Origin of the sequence: Streptomyces sp. H39-S7 (assembly GCF_027158205.1) — a bacterium.
In the GTDB taxonomy this organism is placed as follows: domain Bacteria; phylum Actinomycetota; class Actinomycetes; order Streptomycetales; family Streptomycetaceae; genus Actinacidiphila.
The window spans coordinates 39,862-54,503 of the sequence record NZ_JAPVLU010000039.1; the positions used below are offsets into that span (position 1 = coordinate 39,862).

Below are 14,642 nucleotides of genomic sequence, written 5' to 3' on the forward strand. Positions count from 1 at the left end.
CTCAGGGTCATCTCAGAACGGGGATGATGTGCTCGCCGTAGGCGTCGATGGTCGACTCCTTGGCGTCGTGCATGTCGTAGAGGGCGAACTGGTCGACGCCCAGCTCGCGGAGGTGTTCGAGCTTGGCGAGGTGCGCCCCGACCGGGCCGAGCAGGCAGAACCGGTCGACGATCTCGTCGGGCACGAAGGCGGTGTCGGGATTGCCCGAGCGTCCGTGGTGGGCGTAGTCGTACCCCTGGCGCTGCTCGATGTACGCGGTCAGCTCGTCGGGCACCAGGCCGGAGTGCTCGCCGTAGCGGGAGACGAGGTCGGCGACGTGGTTGCCGACCATGCCGCCGAACCAGCGGCACTGCTCGCGGGCGTGCGCCAGCTGCTCCTCGCTGCCGTCCGTGACATAGGCGGGCGCGGCGACGCAGATGGTGATGGCGGACGGGTCGCGGCCGGCGGCGGACGCCGCGTCCCGGACCGCGCGGATCATCCACTCGGTGAGGAACGGGTCGGCCAGCTGCAGGATGAACCCGTCGGCCTTCTCCCCGGCCAGGGCCAGTGCCTTGGGCCCGTAGGCGGCCATCCAGACCGGCAGCTTCCCGTTCTCCACCCACGGCAGCCGCATCGGGGTGCCGTCGACGGACGCCTCGCGGCCCTCGGCGAGGTCGCGGATGACGCCGATCGCCTCGCCGACGCGCGCGAGGGTGTTGGGCTTGCGCCCGGCGACCCGCATGGCCGAGTCGCCGCGCCCGATGCCGCACACCGTGCGGTTGCCGTACATGGAGTTGAGGGTGGCGAAGGTGGACGCGGTCACTTCCCAGGTGCGGGTGCCGGGGTTGGTGACCATCGGGCCGACGATCAGTTTGCGGGTGTGTTCGAGGATGCGGCTGTAGATGACGAAGGGCTCCTGCCAGAGCACGGCGGAGTCGAAGGTCCAGCCGTGGGTGAATCCGTTGCGCTCGGCGCGGCGCATGAGGCCGACGACACCGGAAGCGGGCGGATCCGTCTGCAGGACGAGGCCGAAGTCCATGGCGCTGCTCCTAGATGAGGTACTGACAGGTGCTGCGCGGGGTGTACTGGCCGTGTCCGGCCCGCCCCACGTACGTGCGGTCGGTGATCACGGGCTCGCCGCGCGACAGGACGGTCTCGACCCGTCCGGTGAGCCGCTTCCCCTCGTACGCCGAGTAGTCGACGTTCATGTGATGGGTCTCGGCGGAGACGACCTGCTCGGTGTGCGGGTCGTAGATGACGATGTCGGCGTCGGCGCCCGGCGCGATGGTGCCCTTGCGCGGGTAGAGGCCGAACATCCTGGCCGGGGTGGCGCAGGCGATCTCGATCCAGCGGCGCCGAGTGATCCGGCCGTCCACGACCGCCTGGTGCAGCAGGTCCATACGGTTCTCGACGCCCGGCAGCCCGTTGGGGATCTTGGAGAAGTCGCCGCGGCCCAGGTCCTTCTGCCCGGTGAAGCAGAACGGGCAGTGGTCGGTGGAGACGACCTGCAGGTCGTTGGTGCGCAGCCCCCGCCAGAGCGCCTCCTGGTGCTCCTTGGGGCGCAGCGGTGTGGAGCAGACGTACTTGGCGCCCTCGAAGTCCGGCTCCGCGAGGTTGTCGGTGGACAGGAAGAGGTACTGCGGACAGGTCTCGCCGAAGACGTTGAGCCCCTTGTCGCGCGCCTGGGCCAGCTCGGCGAGCGCCTCCTCGGCGGAGACGTGCACGACGTACAGCGGGGAGCCCGCCACCCGCGCCAGCTGGATGGCGCGGTGGGTCGCCTCGGCCTCCAGCAGGGCCTTGCGGACCTCGCCGTGGTAGCGGGGGTCGGTACGGCCCGCCGCCAGGGCCTGCTGGACGAGGACGTCGATGGCGATGCCGTTCTCGGCGTGCATCATGATCAGGCCGCCGTTGCCGGCCGAGCGCTGCATGGCGCGCAGGATCTGGCCGTCGTCGCTGTAGAAGACGCCGGGGTAGGCCATGAAGAGCTTGAAGCTGGTCACGCCCTCCTCCACCAGGACGTCCATCTCCTTCAGCGTGTCCTCGTTGACGTCCGAGAGGATCATGTGGAAGGCGTAGTCGATGGCGCACTGGGCGTCGGCCTTGGCGTGCCAGGCGTCCAGACCGGAGCGCAGTGAGTGGCCGACGCTCTGGACCGCGAAGTCCACGATGGTCGTGGTGCCGCCCCAGGCCGCGGCGCGGGTGCCGGTCTCGAAGGTGTCCGACGCGGCGGTGCCGCCGAACGGCAGCTCCATGTGGGTGTGCGCGTCGACGCCGCCCGGGATGACGTACTTCCCGGCCGCTTCGACGATCCGGGCGTCGCCGGTGGTCCAGCTCTCCGCCACGGCGGACTCGTGGGCGGCCAGGGCCACCACCCGGCTGCCCTCGATCAGCACGTCGGCGTGGATCTCGTCGGCGGCGGTAATGACGAGGCCGCCGCGGACGACGGTGCGTGGGGTGGTCATGGCCTGCCTCCGGCGAGTTTGTCCTGGGTCAGCCTGAGCGCGTCCTCGAGGGCGCTCGCGCCCTCTTCCGCCTCGGCGACGCTGAGTGTCAGCGGCGGTGCGATGCGCAGCGCGTTTCCACCGCGGCCGCCCTTGCCGATCAGCAGCCCGAACTCGCGGGCCGCCTCCAGGACCAGGCTCGCGGCCTGCGCCGACGGTTCGCCGGTGGCGGGTTCGACGAGTTCGACGCCGAGCATCAGCCCCCGGCCGCGGACCTCGCGGACGATCGGCAGCGCGGCGCTGATCGCCTCCAGCCGGGACTTGAGCAGCCCGCCGACCCGGCGGGCGTTGCCCTGCAGATCGTGGTCGACGAGGTACGTCAGGTTGGCCAGCGCTCCCGCGGTGGTGATCGGGCTGCCGCCGAAGGTGGAGATGGAGTTCGCGGTCAGGCAGTTCATGACCTCGGCGCGGGCCACGACGCCGCCCATGGACATCCCGTTGCCGATGCCCTTGGCGAAGGTCAGGATGTCCGGCGGGCCGGCCTGGTCGTGGGCCTGCCAGCCCCAGAAGTGGTCGCCCGTCCGGCCCCAGCCGGTCTGCACCTCGTCGCTGATCCACAGGATGCCGTGCCGGTCCAGGACCCGCTTGAACGCGGCCAGCAGCCCGTCCGGGCCGGAGGTGAAGCCGCCGACGCCCTGGATCGGCTCCGCGATCAGCGCCGCGACGCTGCCGTTCGCCTGGCCGAGGATGTCCTCCAGGTCCGCGACGCACGCGGCGGTGAAGGCCGCGTCGTCCAGGTGCGCGTACGGGCCCCGGGTGCGGACGCCGCCGTGCACGTACAGCGTCTGCAGCGGGGAGAGGCTGGTGGGCGACCAGGCTGAGTTGCCGGTGATGCCGATCGAGGTGAAGGAGCGGCCGTGGTAGCTGTTGCGCAGCGCCAGGACCTGGTTCGAGCGGCGGTGGGTGGTGGCGAGCAGCAGGGCGGTGTCGTTCGCCTCGGTGCCGGAGGTGGTGAAGAAGACCCGGGCGTCCGGGATGCCGGACAGCCGGGCGATCCGCTCGGCCAGGTCGACGGCCTGACGGCTCAGGTAGAGCGTCGAGGAGTGCAGGATCCTCCCGGCCTGCTCGGTGATGGCGGCGGTGACCTCGGGGAGGGCGTGCGCGGTCATCGTGGTCAGGATGCCGCCGAAGAAGTCGAGGTAGCGGTTGCCCTCGGCATCCCAGACGTGGCGGCCCTGGCCGTGGGTGATCTCGATGGGCTCGTCGTAGTACGTGGCCACCCAGTCGGGCATGACGGCACGGTGGCGGGCGTGCAGGGGGGAATGCAGGTTCTCGGTCACGGTTGCCATGACGATCAGGCCTCCGTGAGGTCGCCGTAGGCGTCCGGCCTGCGGTCCCGGTAGAACGCCCACTGCTGGCGCACCTCGTCGATCAGGTCGAAGTCCAGGTCCCGGACGACCAGCTCCTCCTTGGTGTCGGACGCGACGTCGCCGACGAACTGCCCGCGCGGGTCGACGAAGTAGCTGGTGCCGTAGAAGTCGTTGTCGCCGTACTCCTCCTGGCCCACCCGGTTGATGGCTGCGATGAAGTACTCATTGGCGACGGCGGCGGCGGGCTGCTCCAGCTGCCACAGGTAGCCGGACAGGCCGCGCGAGGTCGCGGACGGGTTGTAGACGAGCTGGGCGCCGGCCAGCCCCAGGGCGCGCCAGCCCTCCGGGAAGTGCCGGTCGTAGCAGATGTAGACGCCGATCCTGCCGACCGCGGTGTCGAAGATCGGCCAGCCGAGGTTGCCGGGCTTGAAGTAGAACTTCTCCCAGAACCCCTTGACCTGCGGGATGTGGTGCTTGCGGTACTTGCCGAGGTAGGTACCGTCGGCGTCGATGACCGCGGCGGTGTTGTAGTAGAAGCCGGACTGCTCGACCTCGTACACGGGGACGACGATCACCATGCCGGTCTCGCGGGCGAGCGCTTGCATCCGCTGGACGGTGGGTCCGTCGGGGACCGGTTCGGCCCACCGGTAGTGCTCCGCCTCCTGGACCTGGCAGAAGTAGGGGGCGTTGAACACCTCCTGGAAGCCGATGACCTTGGCACCCTGGGCGGCGGCGGCCCTGGCGTACTCCTCGTGCTTGGCGATCATCGATTCGGTGTCACCGGTCCAGGTCGCCTGGACGAGCGCGGCACGTACGACGTTGCTCATGAGCAGCTCCTCTGACGTGGCATCACGTCCGGTCTACGCACGTAGATTCCGGCCGTGTGGAAGAACGTAGAAGCGCCCTACCCGCTCTGGCAAGACCGCTACCGTTACTTGACCGGGACGATCAGGTTTCCCGCACGGGCGGGGCAACCGGCGGCAGCTCCGCCATGCCGGCGCGCCCTCCCGCGGATGGTTGCCGCCGGTTCACCGGTCCGGCAGGCCCACCCGGCGCAGAGCGGCCGCGAGGTCGCGGCGGCGGGGCCGGGAGATCGCGGCGGCGGCTTCCAGGAGCGGCGCGGCGAGGCCGGGGTGCTCCCGGGCGACGGCCGCGGCCTCCTCGGGCAGCCGGGTCCCGGCCACGGCGGCCAGCAGCGTTCCGGCCTCCGCGCCCCCGTCCTCCTCATACAGCGCGGCCGCCAGGGCCGCGACCTCGGCGGCGGGGCGGGCCGCGGCCTGGCGCAGCAGGGTGCGGCAGTCGTCCGCGCGATCCGCCCGGGCCAGGGCGGCCGCGGCGGCGGCCAGCCGGTCCGGGGGCAGGACGGCGACCTCCCACAGCAGCGTCGCGACATCCGCCGCGAGCCCGGCGCGTTCCAGCTCGCGCGCCAGCACCGGCAGCGCGGCGGCCGGCCCGGCCGCCGCCTCGCACAGCACCACGTACGCCTCCCCGCCGCGCCCGGCGCGGCGCAGACCGCCCAGCCGGGCCGCCTCGCCGCGGGCCTGCGCCTGCCGCGGACCGGCGTCCGACGGGACGTCGGCGACCGGTGGCGGCGCCTGCTCGGCGGTGATGCCGGCGAAACGCGCACCGCGCGGGGCGCGACCGGCCGGGCGGGGCGGCTGGGGCGCCGGGGACCCCTGCGGCGTCGCATCGTCCGCTGCGGGCCCTTCGTCGAACGTCGTCGCGAACCGCGCGCCGCGCGGGCGCGCACCGCTACGGCGCCCGGTCGGTGCGGCAGGTGCGACGGGCACGGCCGCCTCCACGTCGTCGGCCGGCTCCGGTGCGGAACCCCGCTCCTGTGCGCCCGCCGGCTCCGGCGCCCTCGGGAGGAACCAGCCGTCCGGCGCGGGGGAACGCCGCGCGGTGGACCGGTCGCCGAAGGGCTCTCCGGCGTGACGTGCCTCGACCGCGTCCAGCCGGGCCTGCAGCTCCGCACACCGCGCACCCGCGCGTTCCCGGTCGTCGCGGGCCCAGGCGAGGGCGTTGGCGAGGCGTCCCGCCGTCACCGAGCCGGGATCGCCGCCCGTTCCCGCGTATTCGTCCACCGCGTACACCGCCGCCCGTTCGCGCAGGACCGCGTCATGGCGTTCGCGGAGCATCGCGTTCAGCCGGGAGCGCAGCGCCGTCCCGCTGCCGGGTGCCGCGTCCCGGCCTGCCGCGGCGGCCCGGTACAGCCGCTGGGCGCGGCCGACGTCGGCCGGGTCGACCGGTGTGCCCCGCAGGGCTGCCAGGTCGTGCAGGACGGCATGCACCACGTCCCAGGGCGCCAGTTCCACACCCGCCTCGTACGCGTTCACCCCCGCCGGATCGCGCCGCGCCAGGGCGCCGTACCAGCCGGGCGCGTCCCCCAGGCCGGCGACCAGCTCCCGGAAGTGTTCGGTGAACTCCCGTGTCGCACCGGCCAGTTCACTTGCGGCGCCGCGCTGTGTCATCGCTGTTGCCTCTCCGCCCCCGCCCCGGAGGCATGCGATCCCGTCGTCGCATTCGACACCCTGTGTGTTACGGGACGGCTACGGGGAGTTTTCGTCCGCGCGCCGCGGAAGCCCCAACTGCCGTACGCGGCAGGCTGGTCACGGGGTGCCGATTCCTCTGCGCGGGCACCTGCCGGTCCGCGAGACTGGCCGTTATGCGTCCTCTCCGCACGATCCGCACGATTCCCCGCGCGGTCGCCACCACCGCCGCCCTGACCACCGCTGCCGTGCTCGTCATGAGCACCGCGCTGACCGGGTGTTCCGACTCCTCGGACACGAAGGACGGCAAAGCCACGTCACCGCTGCTGTCCGGTCCGAGCCGCACGGCCGCCTCCGGCGGCGCCACCACTCCCGCCTCCGGCCGCACCACCGCCACCTACACCCCGCGCTCGGCGCCGGGCGACGAGGCGTTGCGGCGCACCGCGGACCTGCTGCGGACCAGGGCCGCGGCCATGGGGCTGAAGGACGCGCGGATCGAGGTGCGCGGCGGCACGATCACCGTCACGACCCCCGGCGACACCGGGGAGCGGCTGCGGCAGCTGGCCGCCACGGCCGAGCTGGGGTTCCGGCCGGTGCTGGGCTCCGACGCCACCGTCTCCCCCGAGCTGCAGGCGAGGTTCGCCGCCTACGACTGCAAGGCGCCGCTCACCACGGCGGCGGTGTCCCCCGCCGACCCGACGATCGCCTGCGACAAGGCGGGGCCGCCGGTGAAGTACGCACTCGGTGCCGCCGCCCTCACCGGCCGGGACGTGACCAGCGCCAAGGCGGCGTTCGACGCGCAGCTCGGCAACGGCTGGATGGTGAACCTCGAGCTCACCACGGCGGGCGGCGCGAAGTTCGCCCAGCTGACGGGCACCCTGGCCCAGCAGCAGTCGCCCGCCAACCAGATCGGGATCCTGCTCGACCGCACGGTGCTCTCCGCGCCCTCCGTCTCCCAGTCCATCACCGGCGGCAAGGTCCAGATCAGCGGCCACCTCACCCGGACCTCCGCCGAGGACCTGGCCGCCCAGATCAGCTCGGGGACGCTGCCCGTCGAGCTGACCGTCTCCGAGGTCACCCGCTTCCCCTCCTGAGGGAAGGGAGGGGCGTCAGCCCGTGCGGCTCGGGCGGACCACCATCGCCGATCCGCCGCCGCGGCGCGTCGTCTCGGCCGCGGCGAGCCAGCGGCCGTCGGGCAGCCGCTGGATGCCGGTGGCCGCGCCGATCTCCGGGTTCTGCGTGAAGACGTGGCCGAGCGCTTCGAGCTGCGTCCTGGTCGCACTGGTGAACAGGGCCGGTTCGAGCTCGGTCGCCGCCGCGTTGCGCTGACTGGCGCGCGGCGCGGCGATCGCGTCGACGAGCTGCAGCCCGCGGTCGACGTGCTCGGTGAGGACCTGCAGCACGGTGGTGATGATCGTGGAGCCGCCGGGCGAGCCGAGCGCGAACGCGGGGCGGCCGTCCTTCAGCACGATCGTCGGGGAGATCGAGGAGCGCGGGCGCTTGCCGGGGCCGGGCAGGTTCGGGTCGTGGACGGCCGGGTTGGCGGGAGCGAAGGAGAAGTCCGTCAGTTCGTTGTTGAGCAGGAAGCCGCGGCCGGGGACGACGATGCCGCTGCCGCCGGTCTGCTCGATGGTGAGGGTGTACGCGACGACGTTGCCCCACTTGTCGGCGACGGTCAGGTGCGTGGTGTTCTCACCCTCGTACGTCGTCGGCGCGGCCGTGCCGGTGCCCGCGCAGGCGGCCGGGTGGCGCGGGTCGCCCGGGGCGAGCGGGCTGGTAAGCACCGCGTCGTCCTTGATGAGGCAGCCGCGCGAGTCCGCGTAGCGCTGCGAGAGCAGGCCGCTGGTCGGGACGTCCTCGAAGGCCGGGTCGCCGAGCCAGCGCCCGCGGTCGGCGAAGGCGATCCGGCTCGCCTCGATGTAGCGGTGCAGGTACTGGGCGTCGGTGGCCTGGCCCGGGGAGAGGCCGGCCCGCTCCATGATGTTGAGCGCCTCACCGACCGTCGTACCGCCCGACGAGGACGGTGCGATCGAGTAGACGTCGTAGCCGCGGTAGGAGACCCGGGTGGGGGCCTGCCGCTTGGCCGCGTAGCCTCGCAGGTCCGCTGCGGTCAGATCGCCGGGGCGCACCACGCGGGTGGCCTTCGGGTCGACCGGGGGGTTGCGGACCGTCTTGACGATGTCCGCGCCGATGTCCCCCTGGTAGATCGCTCCGACGCCCTTCCTGCCCAGCTCCTGGTAGGTGCGGGCCAGGTCGGGGTTGGTGAGGGTGGAGCCGACCACGGGCGCGGCGCCGTTCGGCAGGAAGAGCTTCGCGGTGGCCGGGAAGTCCTGGAAGCGCACCTTGTTCGCCGCGGTCTGCGAGCGGAAGGTCTCGTCGACGGTGAAGCCGTCGCGTGCGATCCGCTCGGCGGGCCTGAGCACCTGCGCCAGCGGCCGGCTGCCCCAGCTGTCGAGTGCGGTGGCCCAGGTCGCGGGGGTGCCGGGGGTGCCGACGCTCAGGCCGCTGGTGACCGCGTCGGCGAACGGCAGCGGCTTGCCGTTCTCCTGGAAGAGCGTCTCGGTGGCGCTCTTCGGCGCGGTCTCCCGGCCGTCGATCGTGAACACCTTGTGCAGCTTGGCGTTGTAGTAGACGAAGTACCCGCCGCCCCCGACGCCCGCCGAGTACGGCTCGGTCACGCCGAGCGCGGCGGCGGTGGCCACCGCCGCGTCCACGGCGTTGCCGCCCTGGCGCAGCACCTCGATGCCGGCCGCCGAGGCGTCCGCGTCCACACTGGAGACCGCGCCCCCGTAACCGGCTGCGACCGGCACCTTGGCCGGTTTCGCCCGCAGATCCTCCGGGGCCGACTGAGCCGGCGGGGCCGCGGCTCCGACCGTGACGACAGCGGCCGTGGCGGCCAGCAGTGACAACCTCCGGGCGGCGGGGAGACGCATGCGGTTTCCTCCAGTCAAGGGCGGTCCGCGCAGCCTAACTTGGGCACGTCGCTTCCGTCAGGAGCGCGTTCGGTCGAACACCGCTACGATGCCCGGCCATGAGCGATGACGTCCGCAACCTCGTGCTGGGCCTGGCGGCCAGCGCCATCAGCGCGGCGCTGGGCTGGTGTGTCCGCACCTATGTGTGGCGCCGCAAGCTGCACCGCAAACAGCGTTTCTTCGGGCTGCCCGGGGGCTCCGAATGCCTCCTGGTGGTGCCGCGCGATCCAGGCTCCCGGGTGTGGAGCGTGGCCCGCCACGACGCGTTCGCGCTGCTGGAGCTGGCCGCGCTGATCAAGGAGTGCGGCGCGCACGCCGAGATCCTGCCGCACGACACGGCCTGGCAGGGCTTCGGGGCGCGCACCGAGTTCTGCGTGGGCGGCCCTGTCGCCAACCACCGGCTGGGGGCGCACCTGCGCTCGATGCTGCCGGGCATCGAGGTCAACACCGACGCCTCCCCCGGTCCCGACCAGGGGGCGTTCACCATCGACGGCGAGACCTACCGGATGGACAAGGGCGCTGTCGAGTACGTCCTGCTGGCCCGGCTGGCCGCCGTGCGGGACGCCGGCAACGACCGGCCGGTCTTCCTCTCCTCGGGACAGCGCGGCGTCGCCAACCAGGCTGCCGTGCGGTACCTGGCCCGGCACCATGCCCGGCTGGCGCGCAAGCACGGCATCGACGCCACGTTCTGCCTGCTGCTGAAGGTCGTCAACTCACAGGCCTACGGTCCTGACGTCGTCGAGCTCGTCGCGGATGTGACGCGGGCGGCGCAGACCGTCCCGGTCAGTCGGCCAGACCGATCACCAGCCACATGACGGCGCATCCCGCGACGGTGCACAGCAGCGTCGAGCGGGACGGGTGCGGGCTGTGCGCCTCGGGGAGGATGTCGGAGGTCGCCAGGTAGAGCAGGAACCCGGCGAAGAACCCGAGGTAGAGGCCGAGCGCGCCCGGCGGGATGGTGAAGGCGAGGGTGATCGCGGCGCCGATCACCGGGGCGATCGCGTCACAGCCGAGCAGCACCAGCGCGCGGCCGCGGCCGTTCCCGTACATCCGGGTGATCGTGTACGTGTTGAAGCCGTCGGCGAAGTCGTGCGCGACGACGGCGATGGCGACCACCAGGCCGACCGTGCCGCCGGCCTGGAACGCGGCGCCGATCGCGAACCCGTCCATGACGCTGTGGCCGACGAGCGCCGAGGCGGCCGTGAGCCCGATGCCCTTGACGGGTTCGCCGGGGGCGGCCGGCGCCGGGCCGTGGGCGTGCGTGTGGGTGTGCGCGGCGTACTCGCCCTCGTGGGCGCGGTGGATCGCCACCGACCGCTCGACGATGTGCAGGGCGAGGAAGCCCGCGACGAACATCAGCAGCGCGGCGGGCACGCCGTGGACGTCGTCGGGCTGCAGGTCCAGTGCCTCGGGCAGCAGGTCGAAGCCGACCACGCCGAGCATCAGCCCCGCGGCGAGTCCCAGCACCAGATGGCGGCGGTCGCCGATGTGCTGGGCGACCAGGCCGCCGATCAGGGTCATCACGAACGCGCCGAGGGCTACCAGCACCGCCATCCGCGTTCACCCGCCTCCGCCACCGGCCCGCCCGCCTCCGCCCATGATCGGCGAAGGGGGCCGGCCGCGCGAGTCAGAACGGGTTCAGCGCCGGCTCAGTGGTGGCGGCAGTGCGGGTCGATCCGGTCGAGCACGGCGACGGCCATGGCCTTCTCGCCCTTGGCATTGGGGTGCGCGGGCGCGGCCGGGTTGGCGGGCACCAGCGGCTCGATCCAGCGGTCGGCGGGCGCCTTGCACATGTCGTGCCCGACGGTCGGCCGGTAGGTGTCGACGTACTCGGCGTGCGCGGCCCAGGCCTGCCGGCGCAGCATCGCGTTGAGCCGCTTCTCGGTGTCCTTGAGGTATCCGAAGTCCTTGTCCGCGAAGGGGACGGCGGGACGGCACCCGACGCCGTTGTCCGGCAGCAGGTCCGGGTAGCCGACGACGACCACGCGGGCGTGCGGGGCGCGGGCGCGGATGGCACGCAGCACGGACGCGACCTTCGGAGCCGTCTGCTGGATGTTGACGGTGAGCTGGTCGGTCCCCGAGGCGCCGTAGTGCTTCTGGCAGGGGTTGCCGGTCGGGTCGGTGGCGCTCAGCGCGGCGCAGGTGCCGATGATCGGTCCGAAGCCGACGTCGTTGCCGCCGATCTGCAGCGTGACGAGGTCGGTGCCGCGGTTCAGCGCGTCGAGCTGCGGTCCGTTGGTGCCCTGTGGCTTCCACATCTCGGCGGTGGTGGCGCCGCCGCAGCTGACGTCCTTGACCGTCGTGAAGTGCTGGTCCTGCGCGACCAGGGACGGATAGTTGCGGCTGGAGCGCGCGCAGTTGGCGTCCACCTGGTCGGGGATGCCGGGACCCGAGGTGTACGAGTCGCCGAGCGCCACATAACTGACGCCGTGTCCGTGACCGGAGGTGCCCGGCCGGCCCGAATGGGCGGAGGCCGGGACGGCGATGCCCGCGGTGAGGGCCAGAGCCCCGCCGAGTGCGGCTGCTGCCAGGACGGTGGTGCGGGCCATCGGTACCCCCAGTGTCGACGGTGACGAGCATCAGATTCGGCGCGTACCGGTTGGGTGTCAATGACCTTGACGAAAGATCGTCCGACGGACTCACGTTCGATCTACTGCCCGGTAGGGCCGCCGGCCACTGCCACCCGCCCCGAGCGCCCTCCTCTGCCCTCACACGTGTCCGGCCGCCCAGAGATCGTTACCCGTGCGTAACATGCACGTCTATTACCGCCGGTAAGGCCGCGAGGTTACTCTCCAGTCACATTGCGTCCGGCCAGACAGGAGCAGTCATGAGAGCAACCACAGCAGGTGTCGTCGGTGCGGCACTGCTCGCCTCCACGGCATTCGGTCTGGCCCCACTGGCCCAGGCTGCCCCGGCCCCCGCGGCGGTCACCGCCGCCCCGGCCCAGGCGCCGTCGGCCTTTCGCTTCGTCGACATACCCGGCTCCGGCGGCATCACGCTGAAGGGCAACGTCTTCACCCCCGGCGGATCCGACGGCTCGCAGCGCTACCCGGTCGTCGTGCTCCCCAGCAGCTGGGCCATCAACGACCTGGAGTACATCGCCCAGGCCAAGCAGCTCGCCGACTCCGGGTACGTGGTGGTCAGCTACACCTCCCGAGGCTTCTGGCTCTCCGGCGGGCAGATCGAGACCGCGGGACCGCCCGATGTCGCCGACGTGTCCAAGGTCATCGACTGGACGCTCGCCAACACCCCGGCCGACCCGGACCACATCGGGCTGGCGGGCGTCTCGTACGGCGCCGGCATCGGCCTGCTCGGCGCGGCGCACGACAGCCGCGTCAAGGCCGTCGTCGCGCTCAGCGGCTGGGCCGACCTCATCGACTCGATCTACCAGGGCCGCACCCCGCACCTGCAGGCCGCCGCCCTGCTCGGCGGCGCGGGCTACCTCACCGGCCGCCCGAGCCCCGAACTCCAGAAGATCCTCGGCAACTTCCTCACCGCGAACCTCGCCGCCGAGGACGAGATGATCGCCTGGGGCAAACTCCGCTCCCCCGCGACCTACCTCGACCAGTTCAACGCCAACGGCACCGCGGTCATGCTCGCCAACGGCTGGGGCGACAGCCTCTTCCCGCCCAACCAGTACGCGAAGTTCTACGAGAAACTGACCGGCCCCAAGCGCCTCGAGTTCCGGCCCGGCGACCACGCCACCGCCGAGGCGACCGGCCTGCTCGGTCTGCCCAACGACACCTGGGCCAGCTCCAAGCGGTGGCTCGACCACTACCTCAAGGGCGTCGACAACGGCATCGGCCAGGAGCAGCCGGTCCAGCTCAAGTCCCGTTCCACCGGCGCCTACGAGAGCTACGACAGCTGGGCCGCGGTCCCGTCCCGCACCACCACCCTCGCGCTCGGCGCCAAGGGCCTGCGCACCGGGGAGCTCGGCGGCGACGCCGGTTCCGGCTGGCGGACCACCATCGGCACCAACATCGACTCGGGGGCCGACGGCGGGATCATCTTCCTGTCCAGCCTGCTCGACCAGTTCGCCCAGGCCCCGCCCGTCGCGTCGATCCCGCTGCTGCCGCGCGCCTTCGCCACCGTCTGGCAGTCCGCCGCGTACGGCGCGGCCCAGCACGTCCGCGGCACCGCGACGCTGCACACCACGCTGACGCCGTCGGCCGCCAACGGGACCGTCATCGCGTACCTCTACGACGTGGACGCCCTGGGCACCGGCAAGCTGGTGACGCACGCGCCCTACACCTGGGTCGGACGCACCCCGGGCACGGCGTTCACCACCGACCTCGACCTGCTCTCCACCGCCTACGACGTCCCGGCCGGCCACCGGCTGGCGCTGGTCGTCGACACCGTCGACCCGCTCTACATCGAGCAGAACCCGGCCTTCGCGACGGTCACCGTCTCGTCCCCGGCAGCCGACCCGTCCTGGCTGTCGGTCCCGCTGACCGACCGGTAGCCCGCGCGTCCGTCCTCGGATCCGCCGCGGTCAGATCTGCTGGGGCGGTGTCGTCGTGACCGGTGCCGCCTTCGCCTTGGGATTGTGCCGTTCACGGCGGGCCAGCCAGTTCGCGAACCACGACAGCAGCATGCACATCCCGATGTAGATGGGTGCGATCACCATCACGACCGGGATGAACGGCAGGTCGTAGTCGAGGTTGGTGGCGATGAGCTTGCCGTTGTAGAGGAACTCCTCGTAGGTGATGAGGTAGCCGAGCGAGGTGTCCTTCAGCGCCACCACCAGCTGGCTGATGATCGCGGGCAGCATGGCGCGGGCCGCCTGCGGCACCAGGATGTACGTCATCACCTGGGTCTTGCGCATCCCGAGCGCGTAGGCGGCCTCGCCCTGGCCGCGCGACACGGAGTTCACGCCGGTCCTGAAGACCTCCGCGAGCACCGAGCCGTTGTAGAGCGTCAGGCCGATGATCAGCGCCATCATCGGCTCGATCTTGAGCGCGATGAAGATGAAGAAGATCATCACCAGCAGCGGCATCGCCCGGAAGAACTCCACCACCAGGGTGCTCACCCAGCGGATCGGCCGGTGGTCGGAGAGCCGTCCGGCAGCGAAGATCGCGCCGAAGGCGAGCGAGAGCACCGCCGCCCAGATGAACGCCTTGAGGGTGTTGGCGAGCCCGGTCAGCAGCAGCCGCTGGATGCCCTGGTACTCGAACGGCACCCACTTGGTCGCCTCGAACTGGCCGGTGTGGAACAGCATGTAGACGATCCAGCCGACCAGCGCCGCCAGCAGGGCGGTGGTGATCCAGGCGTAGAGCCGGTGGCGCGCCAGCGCCTTCGGACCCGGGATGTCGTAGAGCGCACTGCTCATCGGGCCACCTCGCTACGCCCGGCGGCCGCTGCGCGGCCTACGCACCTCTTCATCGTTCGCTC

The 14,642-nt window shown here is 72.1% G+C and carries 12 protein-coding genes; 3 read left to right on the forward strand and 9 right to left on the reverse strand.

Going from position 1 to position 14,642, the window contains the following annotated elements; translation table 11 throughout:
• Positions 1-7: 7 nt before the first annotated feature.
• The 5 genes from O3X23_RS30930 to O3X23_RS30950 form a co-directional block, all read right to left on the reverse strand.
• Complete coding sequence (locus O3X23_RS30930) at positions 8-1,018, reverse strand: TIGR03842 family LLM class F420-dependent oxidoreductase (protein ID WP_269275370.1); 1,011 nt, start codon at positions 1,016-1,018, stop codon at positions 8-10.
• Between the two features lie 10 nt (positions 1,019-1,028).
• The gene (gene hydA / locus O3X23_RS30935; protein WP_269275372.1) at positions 1,029-2,441 is read right to left on the reverse strand and encodes a dihydropyrimidinase; all 1,413 of its coding nucleotides are present in this window, start codon (positions 2,439-2,441) and stop codon (positions 1,029-1,031) included.
• Positions 2,438-3,769 carry an aspartate aminotransferase family protein gene (locus O3X23_RS30940; protein WP_269275374.1) on the reverse strand — a complete coding sequence of 444 codons (1,332 nt, stop codon included), beginning with the start codon at positions 3,767-3,769 and terminating at the stop codon, positions 2,438-2,440. Before O3X23_RS30940 ends, hydA begins: the two co-directional genes overlap by 4 nt.
• 5 nt (positions 3,770-3,774) lie before the next feature.
• Positions 3,775-4,617 (reverse strand): nitrilase-related carbon-nitrogen hydrolase, encoded by an 843-nt coding sequence (locus tag O3X23_RS30945; RefSeq protein WP_269275375.1) that lies wholly within the window; start codon positions 4,615-4,617, stop codon positions 3,775-3,777.
• Positions 4,618-4,818: 201 nt separating this feature from the next.
• Entirely contained in the window at positions 4,819-6,261 is a 1,443-nt protein-coding gene (locus O3X23_RS30950) for a hypothetical protein (protein WP_269275377.1), read from the reverse strand.
• A gap of 194 nt (positions 6,262-6,455) precedes the next feature.
• On the opposite strand from O3X23_RS30950, the gene O3X23_RS30955 reads away from it, so the two are divergent.
• The gene (locus O3X23_RS30955; protein WP_269275379.1) at positions 6,456-7,373 is read left to right on the forward strand and encodes a SecDF P1 head subdomain-containing protein; all 918 of its coding nucleotides are present in this window, start codon (positions 6,456-6,458) and stop codon (positions 7,371-7,373) included.
• Positions 7,374-7,388: 15 nt separating this feature from the next.
• Here the strand turns inward: O3X23_RS30955 and ggt are convergent, their stop codons facing one another.
• Positions 7,389-9,212, reverse strand: coding sequence for a gamma-glutamyltransferase (ggt, locus tag O3X23_RS30960; RefSeq protein WP_269275381.1), 1,824 nt, complete (start codon positions 9,210-9,212; stop codon positions 7,389-7,391).
• Between the two features lie 98 nt (positions 9,213-9,310).
• Between ggt and O3X23_RS30965 the strand changes: the two genes are divergently transcribed.
• Complete coding sequence (locus O3X23_RS30965; RefSeq protein WP_269275383.1) at positions 9,311-10,066, forward strand: hypothetical protein; 756 nt, start codon at positions 9,311-9,313, stop codon at positions 10,064-10,066.
• Here O3X23_RS30965 and O3X23_RS30970 read toward each other — a convergent pair.
• The gene (locus O3X23_RS30970; RefSeq protein ID WP_269275385.1) at positions 10,035-10,805 is read right to left on the reverse strand and encodes a ZIP family metal transporter; all 771 of its coding nucleotides are present in this window, start codon (positions 10,803-10,805) and stop codon (positions 10,035-10,037) included. The genes O3X23_RS30965 and O3X23_RS30970 overlap by 32 nt on opposite strands.
• A 95-nt stretch (positions 10,806-10,900) precedes the next feature.
• Positions 10,901-11,800, reverse strand: coding sequence for an SGNH/GDSL hydrolase family protein (locus O3X23_RS30975; protein ID WP_269275387.1), 900 nt, complete (start codon positions 11,798-11,800; stop codon positions 10,901-10,903).
• A gap of 278 nt (positions 11,801-12,078) precedes the next feature.
• Between O3X23_RS30975 and O3X23_RS30980 the strand changes: the two genes are divergently transcribed.
• Positions 12,079-13,713, forward strand: a complete 1,635-nt coding sequence (locus tag O3X23_RS30980) for a CocE/NonD family hydrolase (protein ID WP_269275389.1) — start codon at positions 12,079-12,081, stop codon at positions 13,711-13,713.
• 30 nt (positions 13,714-13,743) lie between these two features.
• On the opposite strand, the gene O3X23_RS30985 is transcribed toward O3X23_RS30980, so the two are convergent.
• On the reverse strand, positions 13,744-14,580 hold the full coding sequence (locus O3X23_RS30985) for an amino acid ABC transporter permease (protein WP_269275391.1): 837 nt from the start codon (positions 14,578-14,580) through the stop codon (positions 13,744-13,746).
• Between the last annotated feature and the right edge of the window lie 62 nt (positions 14,581-14,642).